Origin of the sequence: Streptomyces sp. NPDC051740 (assembly GCF_044453165.1) — a bacterium.
Classification (GTDB): domain Bacteria; phylum Actinomycetota; class Actinomycetes; order Streptomycetales; family Streptomycetaceae; genus Streptomyces; species Streptomyces atrovirens.
Genome location: NZ_JBITCL010000009.1, coordinates 229,861 through 248,568, shown reverse-complemented (window position 1 = coordinate 248,568; position 18,708 = coordinate 229,861). Strand labels below are relative to the sequence as shown.

Genomic DNA, 18,708 nt, shown 5'->3' with positions numbered 1-18,708 from the left:
ACTCCCGTGCCCGACCTCGGTTCCGGCGGGGCCGGAACCGGGATCGTGCTGCCGTGCTGTGGCTCAGGCGTCGATGATGACGGGGATGATGAGGGGCTTGCGGCGGTGGGTGCGGAACGCCCAGTTCGCCACGGCGCGGGCGATGAGCTGTTCGAGCTGGCGCGCGTCCCCGACGCCTTCCTCGGCCGCGGCGGCCAGGGTCTTCTCGATGACGGGGACGACCGGCTCGAAGGTGGCCTCGTCGTGGACGAAGCCCCGGGCCAGGAAGTCGGGGGCCTCGGCGAGGGCGCCGGTGTCCGCGTCGACGATCGCCACCACCGTCACGACGCCTTCCTCCGCGAGGGTGAGGCGGTCCTTGAGGGATGCTTCGGTGGCCCCGCCGACCTCCATGCCGTCCACGTAGACGTTGCCGGCGGGGACCTTGCCGGTGATGGACGCGCGCCCGTCGACGAGGTCGACGACGACGCCGTCCTCGGCGATGACGACCCGTTCGGGGTCGACACCGGTACGGATGGCGAGGTCACCGTTGGCCCGCAGGTGGCGCCATTCGCCGTGCACGGGCATGACGTTGCGGGGTTTGACGATGTTGTAGCAGTACACGAGTTCGCCGGCGCTGGCGTGCCCGGAGACGTGCACCTTGGCGTTGCCCTTGTGGACCACGTGGGCGCCCCACCGGGTGAGTCCGTTGATCACCCGGTAGATGGCGTTCTCGTTGCCGGGGATCAGGGAGCTGGCGAGCAGGACCGTGTCGCCCTTGCCGATGCGGATCACGTGGTCGCGGTTGGCCATCCGTGACAGCGCGGCCATCGGCTCGCCCTGGGAGCCGGTGCACACCAGAGTGATCCTGTGGTCCGGGAGCTTCTCCAGTTCCTTCGTGCTCACGACCAGACCGGAGGGGACCTTCAGGTAGCCCAGGTCACGGGCGATGCCCATGTTGCGGACCATCGACCGGCCGACGAAGGCGACCTTGCGGCCGTGCTGGTGGGCGGCGTCCAGGACCTGCTGGATGCGGTGCACGTGGCTGGCGAAGCTGGAGACGATGACCCGGCGCGGCGCGGTGCGCATCACCTGCTCGATCGCCGGGTTCAGCTCCCGCTCGGAGGTGGTGAAGCCGGGTACTTCGGCGTTGGTGGAGTCGGTGAGGAACAGGTCCACGCCCTCCTCGCCGAGGCGGGCGAAGGCGCGCAGGTCGGTGATGCGGTCGTCGAGGGGGAACTGGTCCATCTTGAAGTCGCCGGTGTGCAGCACCATCCCGGCCCGGGTGCGGATCGCGACCGCGAGGCTGTCGGGGATGGAGTGGTTGACCGCCACGAACTCGCAGTCGAAGGGCCCGAAGCCGCGCCGGTCGCCCTCCCGCACCCGCACCGTACGCGGCCGGATGCCGTGTTCCTTGAGCTTGGCCTCCAGGAACGCCAGCGTCAGCTTGGAGCCGACGACGGGGATGTCGCGCCGCTCGCGCAGCAGGTACGGCACGCCGCCGATGTGATCCTCGTGGCCATGGGTGAGGATCACGGCCACGACGTCGTCCAGCCGGTCGCGGATCGAGGTGAAGTCCGGCAGGATCACGTCCACGCCGGGCTGGGTCTCCTCGGGGAACAGCACACCGCAGTCGACGATGAGCAGCTTGCCCGCGTGCTCGAAGACGGTCATGTTGCGGCCGATCTCACCCAGGCCGCCCAGGGCGATGACCCGCAGCCCTCCTTCGGGAAGGGGTGGGGCGGCTTTCAGTTCGGGGTGCGGATGACTCATACCCTGACGGTACCCGGAGTCCGGGACAGGGTGATCCATTGCCCGTGTGATCTCCTTTCCCCGACGGAGCGGAGCACCCGCGGTGGGTGTCGCGGCACGATCGGATCACGCCGGCCCCCGGCGAGCCCCGGGTCCGCCGTACCCAGGAGACCGACGCCCCGCGGCGCGGATCCCAGAGCCGCACGCACGGCCGCACGGCATCGCCATCCGGCACCGGGACGGCTACCGGTTCGGCGAGAACCGGCTCCGGGGCGACGTCTTCCCGCACTGCTGGAGCGTCCTGACCGCCACGACCCTGCTGCGCCTGCCGGCCACCCTGCGCACCGCCGACACCGACCGGCTCGCCGAGGCGATCCTGCGCGCCGACATGGCCAGCCACCACGAGGACACCTCGGCCACCTGCGCCTTCGTCATGCCCTCCACCGTCGGCGGACGCGCCGCCCACGACGCCGACCCCCTCGCCAACGACCAGGACCGGCACCTGGTCCTGTGGCTGCGCCACCACGACGCCCGAGCGACGGGCCGGGGCAGGACGTTCGGCGACGGGCGGGACGTGCCTCGAGAGCGACACCTCGCTGCGAGTACGCCCGTCCGGGGGTCGGCTCCGAATCGGCACCGGCCGCGGGAGGCGCCCGTCCGACGCCGTCGTCACCCGCTGCTGCTCCTCGGGCACCTCACCGAAGAGGGGGTCGCCTCGGAGGCCCTCGGCACCAGCCGCAAGACCCTGGGCCCGGACGCCGCCGGCCGCCTGGCCTCCTCGACCACCGGTGACGGCGGCACCACCCGGTCGACCACGAGCACCACGGTGAACCACCACAGCTGTGGCTGCGACACCACCTCGTGGACGGTGACCACCGACGCCGCGGGCTCCGCCACCACCGTCAAGCGCACCGCCTCCGACCTCTCCGGCGGCCTGGCCGTCACCACCAGCGCCGACGGCGACGCCGTCCTCACCCTTGGCCTTCTCGACTCAGGCACGCAACGACTCGGCACTGACGTCGAGTTGGCGGGCGACTTCGGTCACCGTCCGTCCTGACGAGCGCACGAGCTCGATCGCGTCCCGCTCGTACTCCTCCGAGTACCGCTTCGTGTACTTGCCTCCCACCCGGCACCACTTCCTCTGGAACCTTTCAAGATCCCGGTCGCCAGATGTCCACGCTCAAGGGGAAGCTTCAGGCGGCGTCTGCCCCGTCTGCTGGGACAGCTGCCGCCGGTAGCCCCTGGACGCGTCGAGCAGCAGAAGCGTGTGTCCGGTGGGGGCGGTGTCGACCACCACGAACCGGTCGGCGGCTTCGGCCACCGTGCGGGCGAAGGCGTAGAAGACCGCGATCTCCTCCGTGCACGGGGAGTCCAGGTCCTCGGCCATCAGCCTGAGGGCGTCCTCGTTCAGGCTCGCACCGGCCTGTGCCGGCACGGCGGCGGTGTAGGCCGCGGTTTCGGCGGCGGGGTCGATGCGGGGTGATCCTCAGGTTCTCGCTTCCGGCGCCCGCGATCATGTCGACATGGGCCGCGGGATCGGTGGTGGTCGGCGTGACCCGGTGCCCGCGGCGAGCGAGGTCGGCGGCGACCGCGGCGGCCACGGTGGTCTTTCCGACTCCGCCCTTGCCCATCGTCATCACCAGGCCGCTGCCGCCGTCGCTGATCTCGTCCATGAGCGGCCCGAGCCCCGTGGTCTCATCTCCCTGGACGCGCGTGACAGTGAGCGGCTCTGCCGCCGTCTGCGGGGCGAGCATGGCCCGCAGCGCGGAGAGCCCGACGGGCGGGACGGCCAGCAGCGGCACCCGCTCCACCTCGGTGATGTCAGCCAGGCCGGAGGGCAGTTGGGCCAACGCCTCTTCCCCGCGCCGCTGCCGGGCGACGGCCAGCGGGTCGTCCTGGCGCGCGGCGGTGAAGACGCCGTTGATGACCAGCCGCTGGTGGCCGATACCGAGGGCACGCAACTCCGAGGCAGTGCGCCCGGCCTCCTCCAGGGGGCCGGTGTCGGGGCGGGTGACCAGGACGACGGTGGTGCGCGCCGGGTCGGCGAGCGCCTCCATCGCCTGGGCGTACCGCTGCTGCTGGGCACCCGGCTCGGCCAGCGGTCCGATGCAGGAGGCGCCACCGGGGTTGGTGATCAGGAAGTCGGACCACGCGGCCGACAGGCTGAGCAGCCGGATGGTGTGTCCCGTCGGCGCGGTGTCGAAGACGACGTGATCGAACCGGGCCGCGATCTCCGGGTCGGTCAGCAGCGCGACGAACTCGTTGAAGGCGGCGATCTCGACGGTGCACGCGCCGGAGAGCTGCTCCTCGATCTGAGTGATGGCCGAGGCGGGCAGGGCCGCTCGATACGGTCCGACGACCTTCTCCCGGTACCGCGCCGCGGCGGCGGCCGGGTCGATGTTCATGGCGTACAGACCTGGTGCCCCGGGGACGCGGGTGGGCTCCTGTCCGGCCTCGGCTCCCAGGACCTCGTCGAGGTGGGAGGCCGGGTCGGTGCCGGCCAGGAGGACCTTGCGCCCGGCGTCGGCCAGCCCGGCGGCGACCGCCGAGGAGGTCGACGTCTTGCCGACACCGCCCTTGCCGGTGAAGAACAGATACGGCGTCGCGGCGGCGCCGCAGGCCACCGAGAACAACGGACCGTGCGGCGAGGGTCATGTCAGCAGCCTTCCGGGCCGCAGCCGCAGCCGCTGTCGGCGCCGGAGTCCTGGATCATCATGAGGCCAGGGCGTTGCGTGGGCGCACCGGTCCACTCGGCGAGTTCCCCGCGGGTGGGGTACCGGCCGGAGCAGCGCACCACGCCGTCGACGAGGACGGCGGGCAGCGCGTCGTCGCCCTTCTCCTTCAGGAGCGAGCTCACCTGGGACTCCGCGACGAACCTGCCGGGATCAGTGGAGAGCCCGAAGCGGTGCACCTCGACACCGGCCGTGCCGAGTTACTCGATGTCAGCGGCGAACTGGGTCAGCGCCGGGTCGACCGACGGCCCACAGACACCGGTGGAACAGCACATCGCCGGGTCGTACACCTCGACAGCGGACATTCATGGCTCCTTCGTGAACCGGGCCGCCCCCGACGGTGAGGGGCTCAGCCGCTTCGGCATGCGTCAGCCAAGCCTGTTGCATGCCTGTGCGTGGGTGTGTGAAGGGGCCTCAGAGGCCCCCTTCTGCGAAGCTGCGGTCAGCCGAGGAAGTCCTTGAGGTCGCGCTCGAGTGCGGCCTTCGGCTTGGCGCCGACGATCGTCTGCACGACCTCGCCGCCCTTGTAGACGTTCATCGTCGGGATCGACATCACGCCGTACTTCATGGCGGTGTCCGGGTTCTCGTCGATGTTGAGCTTGACGATCTCGATGGCGTCACCGTGCTCGGCCGCGATCGCCTCCAGGGAGGGTGCGAGCTGGCGGCACGGGCCGCACCAGGCCGCCCAGAAGTCGACGAGCACGGGCTTGTCGCTGCTCAGGACGTCCTGCTCGAAGGACGCGTCGGTGACGTTCTTGAGGGCCATGCGGGTCTCCTCGTACGGAACGGGCGGGTGCCGTCAGACGGCGGCGGCCGCAACCGCCTCGGGTGCGTCGGCGAGCGCGGCGAGGTACCGCTCGGCGTCCAGGGCCGCCGCACAGCCGGAGCCGGCTGCGGTGATCGCCTGGCGGTAGGTGTGGTCGACGACGTCGCCCGCGCCGAAGACGCCGGGGATGTTCGTCCGTGTGGAGGGGGAGGCGACCTTGAGGTAGCCCTCGTCGTCCAGGTCCAGCTGGCCGGTGACCAGGTCGGTGCGCGGGTCGTGGCCGATGGCCACGAAGAGGCCGGTGGCCGCGAGCTCGGAGGTCTCGCCGGTGACGGTGTCGCGCAGGGTGAGTCCGGCGAGTTTGCCGCCGTCCTCGTGGACTGCGGCGACCTCGCTGTTCCAGGCGAAGGAGATCTTCGGGTCGGCGAAGGCGCGGTCCTGCATGGCCTTGGAGGCCCGCAGGGCGTCGCGCCGGTGGACAATGGTCACGGACTTGGCGAAGCGGGAGAGGAAGGTGGCTTCCTCCATCGCGGTGTCGCCGCCGCCGACGACCACGATGTCGTGTTCGCGGAAGAAGAAGCCGTCGCAGGTGGCGCAGTACGACACGCCACGGCCGGAGAGCGCGTCCTCGCCGGGCAGGTTCAGCTTGCGGTGCTGCGAGCCGGTCGCCACGATGACGGCCTTGGCCCGGTGGACCGTACCGGTGCTGTCGGTGACGGTCTTCACCTCACCGGTGAGGTCGACGGCGACGATGTCGTCGGGAACCAGCTCGGCGCCGAAGCGTTCGGCCTGGGCCCGCATGTTGTCCATCAGGTCCGGGCCCATGACGCCGTCGCGGAAGCCGGGGAAGTTCTCGACCTCGGTCGTCTGCACCAGTGCGCCGCCGGCGGTGACCGCGCCCTCGAAGACCAGCGGTTTCAGCGAGGCGCGGGCGGTGTAGAGGGCGGCGGTGTATCCGGCGGGGCCGGAGCCGACGACGATGACGTCGCGGATGTCCGTGGCCGTGCTCATGCCTCGGGCTCCGGCGCGATCTCCTTGATCAGGCCCTCGACCAGCACCTTGATCTCGTCCCGGATCGGGCGGACGGCCTCGACGCCCCGGCCCGCCGGGTCCTCCAGCTGCCAGTCCAGGTACCGCTTGCCGGGGAAGACCGGGCAGGTGTCGCCGCAGCCCATGGTGATGCAGACGTCCGACTCCTTCACCGCGTCGACGGTGAGCATCTTCGGGACCTCGGCGGAGATGTCGACGCCGACCTCGCGCATGGCCTCGACTGCGGCCGGGTTGACGTGGTCGCCCGGGTTGGAGCCGGCGGAACGGACCTCGACACGATCCCCGGCCAGGTGGGTCAGCCACGCGGCGGCCATCTGGGAACGGCCGGCGTTGTGGACGCAGACGAAGAGCACGGAAGGCTTGTCGGACATCGGAGGTCTCTCTTGTCTCACGACGACATCAGGCGCGGATGAGTTCAGCGCCAGGTGGTGTCAGTCACCACTGATGTGAGAGTATCAGTCCATGATGACGTCAGTCGACACTGATCTGATGCGGGTCCTCGCCGACCCGCTCCGCCTCCAGATCGTCACCCTTCTCGCCAAGGAGACGCTCTGCTCCACGCACCTGATCGAAGAGACCGGTGCGAAGCAGACCAACCTCTCCAACCACCTGAGGGTGCTGCGCGAGGCCGGGGTGGTCGAGACGGAGCCGTGCGGCCGGTACACGTACTACAAGCTGCGCCCCGACGTCATCGCCCGGCTCGCCGGCCAGTTCGCCGACCTGGCCGAGTCCGCTCGCAATGCCGCCGAGAACAAGAGGGCCTGTCCGTGACCCCCACCGAAGCAGCTGCGACCACCGAAGAGTCCTCGGTCGTCGCGAAGCTGTCGACGCTCGACCGTTTCCTCGCCGTCTGGATCCTTGTCGCCATGGCCCTCGGCCTCGGCCTGGGCAGGCTGATCCCCGGCCTGAACGACGCCCTGGCGAAGGTCGAGATCGGCGGCATCTCCCTGCCGATCGCCGTCGGCCTGCTGATCATGATGTATCCGGTCCTGGCCAAGGTCCGCTACGACAGGCTCGACGCCGTCACCGGCGACAAGCCGCTCATGATCTCGTCGCTGGTCATCAACTGGATCGTCGGCCCGGCGGTGATGTTCGCGCTGGCGTGGATGTTCCTGCCGGACCTGCCCGAGTACCGCACCGGCCTGATCATCGTCGGCCTGGCCCGCTGCATCGCCATGGTCATCATCTGGAACGATCTGGCCTGCGGCGACCGCGAGGCCGCCGCCGTGCTCGTGGCCCTGAACTCGGTCTTCCAGGTCCTGGCGTTCGGCCTGCTCGGCTGGTTCTACCTCGACATCCTGCCGGGCTGGCTGGGCCTGGGTGACGGCGAGCACCTGGACATCTCCATGTGGAAGATCGCTCTGAACGTCGTCATCTTCCTCGGTATCCCCCTGCTGGCCGGGTTCCTCACCCGCCGCCTCGGCGAGAAGAAGCTGGGCCGCGAGCGGTACGAGTCCAACTTCCTGCCGAAGATCGGCCCGTGGGCCCTGTACGGCCTGCTCTTCACGATCGTCATCCTCTTCGCCCTGCAGGGCAAGACCATCACCTCGCAGCCGCTGGACGTGGCCCGCATCGCGCTGCCGCTGCTGGTGTACTTCGCGGTCATGTGGTTCGGTACCTTCGCCGTCGGCAAGGTCATCGGCCTGGCCTACGACCGCACCGCCACGCTCGCCTTCACCGCGGCGGGCAACAACTTCGAGCTGGCCATCGCGGTCGCCATCGCCACCTTCGGCGTCACCTCCGGCCAGGCCCTGTCGGGTGTGGTCGGCCCGCTCATCGAGGTGCCGGTCCTGGTCGCACTCGTGTACGTGTCGTTGGCCTGGCGGCGGAAGTTCAGCGCCGCGCAGCAGCTGACGCCGGCACGGCAGGAGGGCTGATGCACTGCCTGGACTGCGCCGGCATCGGTGCCCAAGTCGCCGCTGTCGGCGTCTGTGCGCAGTGCGGAGCCGCCGTCTGCGCCGTCCACGCCGGAGTCTCCGAGCAGTACCTGACCTGCACGAAGCCGGTCTCACGCCAGGCGGCCACCGAGCCGCCGGCGCGGCGGCTGCTGTGCGGCACGTGCGCTACGGCTCACCGCGCCCACGCGGCGTGCTGCCCGCAGACCGCGAGCATGATCCGTACCTCATGACGAGCGTCCGGCGCACGCAGGTGGTGATCGTCGGCGGCGGCCAGTCCGGCCTTGCTGCCGGTTATCACCTGCGCCGTCTGGGCGTGGACTTCGTCATCCTCGACGCCCAGGCCACGCCCGGCGGCGCTTGGCAGCACACCTGGGACTCGCTCCACTTGTTCTCCCCGGCGGCCTTCTCCTCCCTTCCCGGGCGGCTCATGCCGCCGCAGCCGGGGCAGGAGTATCCGGAAGCCGGACATGTGGTGACCTACCTGAGGGACTACGAGAAACGCTACGAGCTGCCCATCGAGCGGCCGGTACGCGTCTCCGGGGTGCACCGCGAAGGCCGGCTCCTACGTGTGGAGACCGATTCCGTCGCCTGGCACGCCCAAGCCGTGATCAGCGCGACCGGCTCCTGGTGGCGGCCCTTCCTCCCCGCCGTCGCCGGCCGAGAGGACTTCGACGGACAGCAGCTGCACACCGTCGAGTACCGGCGACCGCAGGACTTCGCCGGCCGCCGCGTCGTCGTGGTCGGCGGCGGCAACTCCGGCTCCCAGATCGCCGCCGACCTCGCCTACGACACCCAGCTGACGTGGGCAACTCAACGCCCGCCCCGCTTCCTGGCCGACGACATCGACGGCCGGGCCCTCTTCGATGCGGCCACCGCCCGCCGCCGAGCCCTGGACGAGGGACGCACGGACACGGGAGGCGTCGCCTCGCTCGGCGACATCGTCGCCGTCCCGCCCGTCCGCGAAGCCCGCGACCGCGGACTGCTGGAAGCCGCACCGATGTTCAGCCGCCTCGTCCCCGGCGGCGTCCAATGGGCCGACGGCATCAGGGCCGAGGCGGACGCGATCATCTGGTGCACGGGCTTCCGCCCGGCCCTCTCCCACCTCGCTCCGCTCCAACTCCGCGGACTCCGCGGCCACATCGCCACGAAGGGCACCCACCCGTCCGCCCGCCACGTCGCTGGCGCCGGCCGAGGCCGATGGGCTGTGGCGGGAGGCGCCGGTGGCCTGCACCCCGGGCGGCGACGGACTGGGGGAGCGGACGGCGCAGTGACAGGCTCTGATCGCCCGAGCCGCGGGGCGTGAGGAGGTCTCGGACGGGGGGCGCCTGACCTTTCCCAGCACCCCGCACTGGCGGCCGAACTCGCCGCGCTGGCGGCGGCAGAGCAGGGCTGCTGCGCCTTCTTCGACTTCTCGCTGCACCTGAGCCCTGCCTCGCTGACGCTGACCGTGCGCGCCCCCGAGGCCGCCGGATCCCTGCTGGCCGACCTCTTCGGAGCCGCCTCGTGACCACCCCGCCCTCCTCCGACAAGTCCGTCCTGAGCATGGGGCTCTTCGCGGTGGCCGCCTGCGCGGTGTGCTGCGCCGGACCACTGCCGGCCGTGCTGGGCGGCATCGGAGCCGCTTCCGTCATCGGCGCGATCTGGCTACCGGCTCTCGCCGTGGTCGCGGTCGCCGCCGTCGTGGCGGCCCTGTGGGTGCACCGCCGCCGACAGCAGGCGTCGGCCTGCCGTAGCGGGCACAGCCCGGTGGATGTAGACATGCCCACCCGGATCCCGTCGGACCGCGACCCCGGCCGCTTGCCACCATGAACCCGCGTCCCCACACGAGCCAGCCACACGGATCAGTATGAACAGCAGCAAGGAGTCGGACAGGGTGTCGTCGCAACCGTGCGGTCTGGTCGGACGGATGGAGGACCGCCAGGTCGCGATCTACCTCGGCGCCATGGCCCTGGGGGGCCTCCTCGGCTGGGCGGCGCCCGCCGCTGGCCCTGGCCTGGAGCACGCCATCGACCCCGTCCTCGGTCCGCTGCTGTTCGTCACCTTCCTCCAGGTCCCGGCCGCAGATCTGATCCGCTCGCTGCGCGACGGCCGGTTCCTGTCCGCCGCGATGACCGTGAACTTCGTGGTCGTGCCCCTCGTCGTGGCAGTCCTGTTCACATTCCTGCCCGCCGACCAGGCGGTCCGGGTCGGCGTCCTGCTCGTGCTGCTGTGCCCGTGCGTGGACTACGTGATCGTCTTCAGCGGACTGGCCGGCGGCGACAGCCGCCGCCTGCTGGCCGCCACCCCGCTCCTGCTCGTCGCCCAGATGCTGCTCCTGCCCGGCTTCCTGCACCTGTTCATGGGCCCGGACCTGGGGAACATCGTCAAGGCGGGCCCATTCCCGCAAGCTTTCCTCTTTCTGATCGTCATCCCGCTCGCCCTGGCGTGGGCCCTGCAGGCGTGGGCCGCGCGCCGTCCCGTCGGCCAGACGGTCTCCCGTGCTGCGACCACGACCATGGTGCCGCTGACGGCCGTCACGCTGATCACGGTCGTTGCCTCCCAGGTCCCCAAGCTGGACGGTCGCCTCGGCGACGTGGCGGCCGTCATCCCTGTCTACGCCGTCTTCCTGATCGTCATGGCTTTCGCCGGGCGCCTGGTGGCACGCCTGTTCCGGCTCGACGCCCCCGCGTCCCGGGCTGTGGTCTTCACCGGCGCGACCCGCAACTCGCTGGTCGTGCTGCCCCTCGCCCTCGCCCTCGCCCTGCCCGACGATCTGGCCGTCGCCGCGGTCGTCGTGGTCACCCAGACCCTCGTCGAGGTCATCGGCGTGGTCGCCCACGTACGCCTCATCCCCCGCCTCGTACCGGCCTCGGACCGGAAGTCGGTCATGGCCGGCTGAGGATGGTGCAGATCTCGCCCTCGGAACACGCATCGGGATCGGTCACCGCTGCCCGCCGGGCCGGCTCCCGCAGCGCGGTACGGGCCTCGCGCAGTTCGGCCATCCGCCGGTCGATCTCCGCCAAATGCTGGTGGATCAGCGCACCGACCTGGGCACAGGGCGCCTGCCCGCTGTCGCGCAGAGCGAGCACGGAGCGGATCTCGGCGAGGGTGAGCCCGGCGGCCTGGGCGTCACGGATGAAGCCCAGCCTGGCGAGGGTGTGCCGCGGATAGTCGCGGTAGCCGCCCGAGGTACGCGGGGGCGCGGGCAGCAGTCCGGCCTGCTCGTAGAACCGGATGGTCTTGGTGGTCAGCCCGCCCGCCGCCGGCTCGCCGATACGCACACCTCCACGCTAGCGCCTTGACCTTCCAGTGCACTGGAAGGTCTACGGTCCGGGCGAGTAGCCCTGGACTGGGAGGAGGGCGGACATGCGGATCACCATCCTTGCGGTGCCTCACTGCCCGAACGTGCCGGTCGTACGGGAGCGGATCACCGCGGCGCTGGCCGGCCGGAGCGCCGAGGTGGAGGTCGTCGAGGTGTGCGAGGAGGCCGAGGCCGCCCGCTGGGGCATGACGGGCTCACCCACCGTCCTGCTCGACGGCGTCGACCCGTTCGCGATGGCCGGTGCCCCGGCGAGTGTGTCCTGCCGCCTCTACCGGGACGCGGACGGCCGTGCGACGGGGCCCCGAGCATCCAGGCCCTGCGCCAGGCGCTGGGCATGCGGGCTGCCGAGGGACAGGAGTGCTGCACGACGGATCGGCTGGATCCCGTCGGACGGTTCGGCCGTGGTCGGCGCGCCCCGGCCGAGCGCGGGCTACGCGCCGTCCACCAGGCGGTGTTGCGGCACTTCGCTGCCGAAGGCGCGGCACCGGACAGCACCGCACTCGATCCGATAGCCGCCGTCGCGGGGAGGACTGCGGCCGACGTCCTCGCCGAGCTGGACCGCGAGGACCTCCTGACCCTCGACGCCGCCGGGTGGATCCGGGCGGCGTACCCGTTCTCGGCGGTCGGGACCCGGCACCGGGTGAGCCTGGCGAGCGGAGCGCAGGTGTGGTCGATGTGCGCCGTCGACGCCCTCGGCATCTCCGCCATGCTCGGCGGGCAGGACGTGCGGATCTCCTCCTGCGACCCGGTCAACGACCAGCCGGTGACCATCACCTTCACCGGCGGCAGCGCGCAATGGGAGCCGATGGACGCGGTCGTGTTCATCGGCCGTCGCGAAGCCGACGGGTCGGCCGCCGCGGTGTGCTGCGACGCACTGAACTTCTTCATTACCCCTCACCCCGCCTTCGTGGCAGCACCCAACCGAGCACCACTCCGCGCGCGTCCACGCCAAGCTCGGCCGCCATCGGTACGACGGTTACCGGGATGCGTCGGCCGGGGTCGGGCTGGACAGGGTGGCCCCCGCCCCCGTCCTTGATCACGCTCAGGCCGGGACCGGCGCTATGGTCAGCAGCTTGCCCATCGCGGCCAGCACGGACGGCTCGACGCGGTAGTAGACCCAGGTGCCGCGCCGCTCGGAGGTCAGCAGGCCGGCCTCCTTGAGCTTCTTCAGGTGGTGGGAGACGGTCGGCTGGGAGACGCCGACGTCGGAGATGTCGCACACGCACGCCTCGCCACCCTCGTGCGAGGCGACCGCGGAGAACAGCCGCAGCCGCACCGGGTCGCCGAGCGCCTTGAACATCCGCGCGGCCACCTCGGCCTCCTCCGCGCTGAACGGTCGCTCGGTCAGCGGCGGGCAGCACGGCGCCACGGCCTGGCCGTCGGCGGGCTCTATCAGCGGCAGCACTTGGGCATTCGACATACGTCTATGTTGACACACGTCGAACCAGGCGGGCGAGGCGCGGAGCGGTCAGCCCCGGTTGAGGTGGTGTGCCAGCCGCCGTGCGACGCGGTCGGCGTCCCGGCCCACGCCGCGCAGGGAATTGGACGACAGGCTGCGCTGCCACTCCAGCCCGACGAATACCAGCCCGGGATGCGTGAGCGAGGCGCCGTCGCGGTGCCGGGGATGCCCCGCCGCATCGAGTGCGCCGTCGAGGGCGGCCAGGTAGGGCAGGTCAGGGCGGTAGCCGGTGGCAAGGACGATCGCATCCACATCCTCCCGCATCCCGTCCGGCCAGAGGGCCTCAGCACCGTCGATGCCGGTGAAGAGCTCTCGCCGGTCCGGCGCCCCCTGGGCGAGGGCGGCCCGGTAGCGGCCGTCGTCGATGACGAGCTGGGTCGGCGGGGTGCGCAGCAGCCGTCCGAGCGGGGCGATGTCCAAGCCGGTCAACTTCAGCCAGAAGTGCAGGTCGCGGCCCCCTAGGTGCTGGCGGGCGAACTTCACCGGGGCGCGGCTGGCCAGCGTCACCCGGGCCACCTTGGCGAGCTCGGCAGCGATCTGCACGGCCGAGTTGCCCGCCCCCACCACGATGACCCGCTGCCCGGCGAACCGGGCCGGGCTGCGGTAGTCGGCGGCGTGCAGCACCGTGCTGGTGAAGCCCTCCAGGCCCGGCAACGCCGGACGGTACGGGCGGCCGAAGGTGCCCGAGGCGGCGACGACGGCGCGCGCTGTCAGTCGGCTGCTGCCCGCCAGCTCCACCTCGAACCCCCCGTCGGCCCGGCGGACGGCGGTGACGCGCCGGCCGGTGCGGACGTCCGCGTCCAGCCCGGCGGCGTACGCGGCCAGATAGGCGCCGACCTCGTCCCGGTGCGGGTAGCGGTCCGGGTCGGCACCGTTGAACGGCATCCCGGGCAGTGAGCTGTACCGGGCGGGCGAGAACAGCGTGAGGCTGTCGTAGTAGCGCGGCCACGATCCCGTCGCGGCCTCGGACGCCTCCAGTACTACGGGCTTGAAGCCTCGCTGTCGCAGGGCGCGTGCCGCGGCCAGTCCGGACTGCCCGCCGCCGATCACCGCGACGTCGACGTGTTCCATGAATGAACCCCCCAGATTCGATGAATGTCTATGTTGACGTCTATCGAAACAGGTGGCATGCTGGCCGCGCAAGCCATCGACAGATGTCGAAACACCGAGGAGTCGACCGTGAACGCGCCTGCCACCACCGAGCTGCCCGTCGTCGTGATCGGAGCCGGCCCCGCCGGACTCGCCGCCGCCGCCCACCTGGTCGACCGCGGCCTCACCCCGCTGGTCCTGGAAGCCGGCCCGGTCGCCGCAGCGGCGGTTCGTGAGTGGGCGCACGTGCGGCTGTTCTCCACGTGGGGCGAGGTCACCGACCCGGCCGCCGAGAAGCTGCTGGCACCCACCGGCTGGGTGAAGCCGGACACCGCCACCTACCCTTCGGGCGGGGACTGGGCCGAGCAGTACCTCCAGCCGCTCGCCGACGCCCTCGGCGACAGGGTCCGCACCGGCGCCACCGTCACGGGCGTCTCCCGCTCCGGCCGCGACCGGATCGTCGACGCCGACCGTGAGGCCCAGCCCTTCGTCATCCACATCACCTACGCCGACGGCCACGAGGAGCGAATCTTCGCCCGCGCCGTCATCGACGCCTCCGGCACCTGGGCGACCCCGTCCCCGGCGGGCGGCAGCGGTCTGCCGGCCCTCGGCGAGAAGGCGGCCGCCGACCACATCGCCTACCGTGTGCCCGACTTCAACGACCCCGCCGTGCGCGCCCGTTACGCGGGCAAGCGCACCGCCGTGATCGGCTCCGGCGCCTCCGCCTTCACCGCCCTCGCCTACCTTGCCGACCTCGCCAAGGCCGACGACGGCACGGGCACCAAGGGCCTGTGGATCCTGCGACGCGGCATCAGCGACTCGACGTTCGGCGGCGGCGAGGCCGACCAGCTGCCCGCACGCGGCGCCCTCGGCCTGGCCGCGAAGGCAGCCGTGGACGAGGGGCACGCGGACGCGGTCACCGGCTTCCGCACCGAGGCCGTCGAACGCGACGCGGACGGCCGCCTGGTCCTCGTCGCCGAGGACGGCCGCCGCCTCGACCCGGTCGACGAGGTCATCGTCCTGACCGGCTTCCGGCCCGACCTGACCTTCCTCTCCGAGGTCCGCCTCGGCCTCGACGAACGCCTTCAGGCCCCGACCGCCCTGGCCCCGCTCATCGATCCGAACGTCCACTCCTGCGGCACGGTCTACCCGCACGGCGTGAACGAACTCTCCCACCCCGAGCAGGGCATCTACCTGGTCGGCATGAAGTCCTACGGCCGCGCCCCCACCTTCCTCGCCATGACCGGCTACGAGCAGGTCCGCTCCATCACCGCCGCTCTCGCCGGAGACCTGGAGGCCGCCGAGCGCGTCGAGTTGACCCTCCCGGAGACGGGCGTGTGCGGTGGCGCCGGCCTGTTCGACGAACCCGACGCCGCCCGGAACAGCGAAGGCGGCGGGTGCTGCGCCACCCCGGCCACCCTGCAGATCGGGATCGGCGCCACCGCCTCGTCCGGCGGCTGCTGACCCGCCAACCCGACCCTTCCAGCAGGAGGTACGCCATGTCCCGTGTACAACTCGCCCTCCGTGTTCCGGACCTGGACGCGTCCGTCGCCTTCTACAGCGAGCTCTTCGGCACCGAGCCCGCCAAACTCCGCGACGGCTAAGCCAACTTCGCCCTCACCGAGCCCCCGCTCAAGCTCGTCCTCATCGAAGGCGCCGCAGGTGAGGCGACCCGCACGGACCACCTCGGCGTCGAGGTCGAGACGACCGAAGCAGTCCATGCCGCCACCGCCCGTCTGGGCGAGACCGGTCTGGCCACCGACGTGGAGAACGACACCACCTGTTGCTACGCCGTCCAGGACAAGGTCTGGGTCCACGGCCCGGGGCAGGAACCCTGGGAGGTGTACGTCGTCAAGGCCGACGCCGACTCCATGGCCAAGCAGCAGGGCAGCACCTGTTGCGCCGGCTCCGCCGAGGCCGACGCCAAGGCGCCGGCCTGCACGAGCGGCTGCTGCTGATGCGCCGATGACCAACCTCCACACCAGCGAGGCCGTGACCAGGGCGGGGGACCGGTCACGGCCTCGCGCCGCCCTGCCCGCGCTGTGCGCCACCCAGATCACCAGCTGGGGGATCGTCTACTACGCCTTCCCCGTAGCTGGGGGATCGTCTACTACGCCTTCCCCGTTCTGAATCCGCAGATCGCGGCCTCCACCGGCTGGTCGGCGACCGCCACCGCCGCCGCCTTCTCAGGCGCGCTCCTGGTATCCGCCCTCACCGGCATACCCGTCGGCCGCATCCTCGACCGCCGAGACCCGCGCGCCGTGATGACCACCGGTTCTGTCCTCGGCGTCGCCGCCGTGCTGGCCATCGCCTACGCCCCCAACCTTGCGGCATTCACCGCCGCCTGGCTGCTGGCCGGCGTAGTCATGGCCGCCACCTTCTACCAGCCCGCCTTCGCCGCCCTCACCCGCTGGTGGGGCGAAGACCGCGTCCGCGCCCTCACCACCGTCACGCTCGCCGGCGGCCTGGCCTCCACCGTCTTCGCCCCACTGACCGCCACGCTCGCCGAGCACCTGAGCTGGCGCAGCACGTACGCCGTACTCGCAGTGCTCCTGGCCGGCGTGACCATACCCGCCCATGCCCTCGCGCTACGAGGATCTTGGCCGCCCGAGCCGGCGCCACCCTCCCAACGGGATGTCCGCAGCGAATCGGTGACCCGCAGCCGACCGTTCCTCATGCTCGCCACCGCGATCACGTTGAACAGCTTCGCCATGTACGCGGTCGTCATCGCCCTCGTACCCCTGCTGATCACGCGAGGCGCCAGCCCCACGGCCGCCGCCTGGGCCCTCGGCCTGGGCAGCGCGGGCCGGACCCTCGGCCGCACCCTTTACGCAACCCTCGCCAGCCGCACAGGTGTCACCACCCGCACCGTCGCCCTGATCACGCTCGGTGGGACCACGACCGCCGTGTTCGCGCTGGTCTCCGGCCCCTTCCCTCTGCTTGTGGGCATCGCGGTCGCAGCCGGCATGGTGCGCGGCAACCTCACCCTGCTCCAGGCCACCGCCGTCACAGATCGCTGGGGAGCGACTCACTACGGGAGCCTCTCGGGGCTACTGGCCGCGCCTGCCACCATCGCGTCTGCCCTGGCGCCGTTCGCGGGAACAGCGCCGGCAGGATCGCTCGGCGGCTATCCCGGCCTGTTCATCGCACTCGCACTGACCTCCGCGGCGGCCTCCGTAATTGCCCTTGGTGCTGGCACGAACAGACTTCAGATGTCCCAGAGACGTTACTGACGACGTAAAGGTGCCGTATCACGTCTGCTGAGATGGCGAGGCAGACCAGCTGGGTGACGGGAACAGCAGGCAAGGCCGGAAGCCGGCGACGGCCAGCTGGCCGAGCAGCGGCTCGTACGTGAAGTGGCGGAGCTGCGCCGCCTTATCGTCGGCTGTCTTCGCCAGGGTTTGTGCGCGGGCGCAGGCCCGGTGGAGGCCGCCCAGCGAGCAGGGAACAGCGTGGAGGTTCGCCTGTCTCCGTACGCGAGGTGTCTCTATGACCGGTTCAGCGCAGCGTTCAGTATTGCTCGGTCTCCACGAAACCCGCGTCCGCGTCGTCGGCGCCGAAGGCGCCGGCAGCGGCGGTCGGGTCGAATCCGGGCGGGCTGTCCTTGAGGCCCAGGCCCATGCCGGCGAGCTTCTCCTTGACCTCGTCGATCGACTTCGCACCGAAGTTGCGGATGTCCAGGAGGTCCGCCTCGGAGCGTGCCAGGAGCTCACCCACCATGTGAACGCCCTCACGCTTGAGGCAGTTGTAGGAGCGGACCGTGAGCTCGAGCTCCTCGATCGGCAGCGCCAGGTCGGCGGCGAGGGCGGCGTCCGTGGGGGACGGGCCCATGTCGATGCCCTCGGCGTCGATGTTCAGCTCGCGGGCGAGACCGAACAGCTCGACCAGGGTCTTGCCGGCGGAGGCCATGGCGTCACGCGGACGCATCGCCTGCTTGGTCTCGACGTCGACGATCAGCTTGTCGAAGTCGGTGCGCTGCTCGACACGGGTCGCCTCGACCTTGTAGGTGACCTTGAGGACCGGCGAGTAGACGGAGTCGACCGGGATACGGCCGATCTCCTGGCCGACCTGCTTGTTCTGCACGGCGGAGACGTAGCCGCGACCGCGCTCGACGGTCAGCTCCATCTCCAGCTTGCCCTTGCCGTCGAGCGTGGCGAGGACGAGGTCGGGGTTGTGCACCTCGACACCGGCCGGGGGCGCGATGTCGGCGGCGGTGACCAGACCCGGACCCTGCTTGCGCAGGTACATCACGACCGGCTCGTCGTGCTCCGAGGAGACGACCAGCTGCTTGATGTTGAGGATCAGGTCGGTGACGTCCTCCTTGACGCCAGGCACGGTGGTGAACTCGTGCAGGACGCCGTCGATGCGGATGCTGGTGACGGCGGCACCGGGGATCGACGACAGGAGGGTGCGGCGGAGGGAGTTTCCGAGGGTGTAGCCGAAGCCCGGCTCCAGCGGCTCGATCACGAACCGGGAGCGGAACTCTTCGACGACCTCTTCGGTCAGGGACGGACGCTGAGCAATCAGCACGGGCTATTGCCTTCCAGTGGTTTGGCGCCCGCTATGTGACGCCGTAGACACCACGAAGGGTACGGGTGATACAGGCGATACGGCCTCCGGTGGACGCGCTGCACTCCTCGTGGTGCACCACCCCCGCAACGGCAACTGCCTCACGGGATGGACTT

General features: G+C 71.0%; 18 protein-coding genes and 4 pseudogenes. 10 read left to right on the top strand and 12 right to left on the bottom strand.

The genetic code is table 11. The features are described 5' to 3' along the window. Nucleotides 1-63: 63 nt before the first annotated feature. The 8 genes and pseudogenes from ACIA6T_RS17980 to ACIA6T_RS17945 form a co-directional block, all read right to left on the bottom strand. Nucleotides 64-1,749: a ribonuclease J gene (locus tag ACIA6T_RS17980; protein WP_399447426.1), complete on the bottom strand. Its 1,686-nt coding sequence runs from the start codon at nt 1,747-1,749 to the stop codon at nt 64-66. A gap of 970 nt (nt 1,750-2,719) precedes the next feature. Then, nucleotides 2,720-2,794: a hypothetical protein gene (locus ACIA6T_RS17975; protein ID WP_399447488.1), complete on the bottom strand. Its 75-nt coding sequence runs from the start codon at nt 2,792-2,794 to the stop codon at nt 2,720-2,722. Nucleotides 2,795-2,908: 114 nt separating this feature from the next. Continuing rightward, entirely contained in the window at nt 2,909-3,163 is a 255-nt protein-coding gene (locus ACIA6T_RS17970; protein WP_399447425.1) for an ArsA-related P-loop ATPase, read from the bottom strand. 82 nt (nt 3,164-3,245) lie between these two features. Beyond that, nucleotides 3,246-4,352: pseudogene (locus ACIA6T_RS17965) on the bottom strand (TRC40/GET3/ArsA family transport-energizing ATPase); the annotation flags it as partial. A 32-nt stretch (nt 4,353-4,384) separates the two neighbouring features. Next, a pseudogene (gene arsD, locus ACIA6T_RS17960) lies at nt 4,385-4,735 on the bottom strand (arsenite efflux transporter metallochaperone ArsD). 167 nt (nt 4,736-4,902) lie between these two features. Beyond that, complete coding sequence (trxA, locus tag ACIA6T_RS17955; RefSeq protein ID WP_399447424.1) at nt 4,903-5,226, bottom strand: thioredoxin; 324 nt, start codon at nt 5,224-5,226, stop codon at nt 4,903-4,905. A gap of 33 nt (nt 5,227-5,259) precedes the next feature. After that, the gene (gene trxB, locus ACIA6T_RS17950) at nt 5,260-6,237 is read right to left on the bottom strand and encodes a thioredoxin-disulfide reductase (RefSeq protein WP_399447423.1); all 978 of its coding nucleotides are present in this window, start codon (nt 6,235-6,237) and stop codon (nt 5,260-5,262) included. After that, nucleotides 6,234-6,647 (bottom strand): arsenate reductase ArsC, encoded by a 414-nt coding sequence (locus tag ACIA6T_RS17945; RefSeq protein ID WP_399447422.1) that lies wholly within the window; start codon nt 6,645-6,647, stop codon nt 6,234-6,236. Before ACIA6T_RS17945 ends, trxB begins: the two co-directional genes overlap by 4 nt. 91 nt (nt 6,648-6,738) lie before the next feature. Between ACIA6T_RS17945 and ACIA6T_RS17940 the strand changes: the two genes are divergently transcribed. The 6 genes from ACIA6T_RS17940 (at nt 6,739) to ACIA6T_RS17915 (ending at nt 11,052) form a co-directional block, all read left to right on the top strand. Next, the gene (locus ACIA6T_RS17940) at nt 6,739-7,047 is read left to right on the top strand and encodes an ArsR/SmtB family transcription factor (RefSeq protein WP_399447421.1); all 309 of its coding nucleotides are present in this window, start codon (nt 6,739-6,741) and stop codon (nt 7,045-7,047) included. Next, nucleotides 7,044-8,153, top strand: a complete 1,110-nt coding sequence (gene arsB, locus ACIA6T_RS17935; protein WP_399447420.1) for an ACR3 family arsenite efflux transporter — start codon at nt 7,044-7,046, stop codon at nt 8,151-8,153. The genes ACIA6T_RS17940 and arsB overlap by 4 nt, the downstream gene beginning before the upstream one ends. Then, nucleotides 8,153-8,404: a DUF2180 family protein gene (locus ACIA6T_RS17930; RefSeq protein WP_399447419.1), complete on the top strand. Its 252-nt coding sequence runs from the start codon at nt 8,153-8,155 to the stop codon at nt 8,402-8,404. The genes arsB and ACIA6T_RS17930 overlap by 1 nt, the downstream gene beginning before the upstream one ends. Further along, nucleotides 8,401-9,477 carry an ArsO family NAD(P)H-dependent flavin-containing monooxygenase gene (locus ACIA6T_RS17925; protein WP_399447418.1) on the top strand — a complete coding sequence of 359 codons (1,077 nt, stop codon included), beginning with the start codon at nt 8,401-8,403 and terminating at the stop codon, nt 9,475-9,477. Before ACIA6T_RS17930 ends, ACIA6T_RS17925 begins: the two co-directional genes overlap by 4 nt. A gap of 200 nt (nt 9,478-9,677) precedes the next feature. Continuing rightward, nucleotides 9,678-9,983 (top strand): hypothetical protein, encoded by a 306-nt coding sequence (locus tag ACIA6T_RS17920; RefSeq protein ID WP_399447417.1) that lies wholly within the window; start codon nt 9,678-9,680, stop codon nt 9,981-9,983. A gap of 97 nt (nt 9,984-10,080) precedes the next feature. Next, on the top strand, nt 10,081-11,052 hold the full coding sequence (locus ACIA6T_RS17915; protein ID WP_399447487.1) for a bile acid:sodium symporter: 972 nt from the start codon (nt 10,081-10,083) through the stop codon (nt 11,050-11,052). Here the strand turns inward: ACIA6T_RS17915 and ACIA6T_RS17910 are convergent. Then, a complete protein-coding gene (locus ACIA6T_RS17910; RefSeq protein WP_399447416.1) occupies nt 11,039-11,434 on the bottom strand; it encodes a heavy metal-responsive transcriptional regulator in 396 nt (131 codons plus the stop codon). The two genes, ACIA6T_RS17915 and ACIA6T_RS17910, sit on opposite strands and share 14 nt — an antisense overlap. A 375-nt stretch (nt 11,435-11,809) precedes the next feature. Between ACIA6T_RS17910 and merB the strand changes: the two genes are divergently transcribed. Continuing rightward, nucleotides 11,810-12,511, top strand: a complete 702-nt coding sequence (gene merB / locus ACIA6T_RS17905; protein ID WP_399447415.1) for an organomercurial lyase — start codon at nt 11,810-11,812, stop codon at nt 12,509-12,511. 6 nt (nt 12,512-12,517) lie between these two features. Here the strand turns inward: merB and ACIA6T_RS17900 are convergent, their stop codons facing one another. Next, the gene (locus tag ACIA6T_RS17900; protein WP_399447414.1) at nt 12,518-12,895 is read right to left on the bottom strand and encodes an ArsR/SmtB family transcription factor; all 378 of its coding nucleotides are present in this window, start codon (nt 12,893-12,895) and stop codon (nt 12,518-12,520) included. 48 nt (nt 12,896-12,943) lie between these two features. Then, entirely contained in the window at nt 12,944-14,005 is a 1,062-nt protein-coding gene (locus ACIA6T_RS17895) for a flavin-containing monooxygenase (RefSeq protein ID WP_399447413.1), read from the bottom strand. A gap of 108 nt (nt 14,006-14,113) precedes the next feature. Between ACIA6T_RS17895 and ACIA6T_RS17890 the strand changes: the two genes are divergently transcribed. The 3 genes and pseudogenes from ACIA6T_RS17890 to ACIA6T_RS17880 all read left to right on the top strand — a co-directional run bounded on the left by ACIA6T_RS17890 (nt 14,114) and on the right by ACIA6T_RS17880 (nt 17,256). Next, entirely contained in the window at nt 14,114-15,487 is a 1,374-nt protein-coding gene (locus ACIA6T_RS17890; RefSeq protein WP_399447412.1) for an NAD(P)-binding domain-containing protein, read from the top strand. A gap of 35 nt (nt 15,488-15,522) precedes the next feature. Continuing rightward, nucleotides 15,523-15,981: pseudogene (locus ACIA6T_RS17885) on the top strand (ArsI/CadI family heavy metal resistance metalloenzyme). 7 nt (nt 15,982-15,988) lie between these two features. After that, nucleotides 15,989-17,256: pseudogene (locus tag ACIA6T_RS17880) on the top strand (MFS transporter). A gap of 277 nt (nt 17,257-17,533) precedes the next feature. Here the strand turns inward: ACIA6T_RS17880 and ACIA6T_RS17875 are convergent. Further along, nucleotides 17,534-18,553 carry a DNA-directed RNA polymerase subunit alpha gene (locus ACIA6T_RS17875; protein ID WP_399447411.1) on the bottom strand — a complete coding sequence of 340 codons (1,020 nt, stop codon included), beginning with the start codon at nt 18,551-18,553 and terminating at the stop codon, nt 17,534-17,536. Between the last annotated feature and the right edge of the window lie 155 nt (nt 18,554-18,708).

Bases quoted from the DNA above. Each gene is read 5' to 3' on its own strand.
- trxB (WP_399447423.1), bottom strand. From the start codon at position 6,237: ATGAGCACGGCCACGGACATCCGCGACGTCATCGTCGTCGGCTCCGGC.
- ACIA6T_RS17915 (WP_399447487.1), top strand. From the start codon at position 10,081: ATGGAGGACCGCCAGGTCGCGATCTACCTCGGCGCCATGGCCCTGGGG.
- trxA (WP_399447424.1), bottom strand. From the start codon at position 5,226: ATGGCCCTCAAGAACGTCACCGACGCGTCCTTCGAGCAGGACGTCCTG.
- ACIA6T_RS17925 (WP_399447418.1), top strand. From the start codon at position 8,401: ATGACGAGCGTCCGGCGCACGCAGGTGGTGATCGTCGGCGGCGGCCAG.
- ACIA6T_RS17900 (WP_399447414.1), bottom strand. From the start codon at position 12,895: ATGTCGAATGCCCAAGTGCTGCCGCTGATAGAGCCCGCCGACGGCCAG.
- ACIA6T_RS17895 (WP_399447413.1), bottom strand. From the start codon at position 14,005: ATGGAACACGTCGACGTCGCGGTGATCGGCGGCGGGCAGTCCGGACTG.
- ACIA6T_RS17930 (WP_399447419.1), top strand. From the start codon at position 8,153: ATGCACTGCCTGGACTGCGCCGGCATCGGTGCCCAAGTCGCCGCTGTC.
- ACIA6T_RS17945 (WP_399447422.1), bottom strand. From the start codon at position 6,647: ATGTCCGACAAGCCTTCCGTGCTCTTCGTCTGCGTCCACAACGCCGGC.
- ACIA6T_RS17940 (WP_399447421.1), top strand. From the start codon at position 6,739: ATGATGACGTCAGTCGACACTGATCTGATGCGGGTCCTCGCCGACCCG.
- ACIA6T_RS17980 (WP_399447426.1), bottom strand. From the start codon at position 1,749: ATGAGTCATCCGCACCCCGAACTGAAAGCCGCCCCACCCCTTCCCGAA.
- merB (WP_399447415.1), top strand. From the start codon at position 11,810: ATGCGGGCTGCCGAGGGACAGGAGTGCTGCACGACGGATCGGCTGGAT.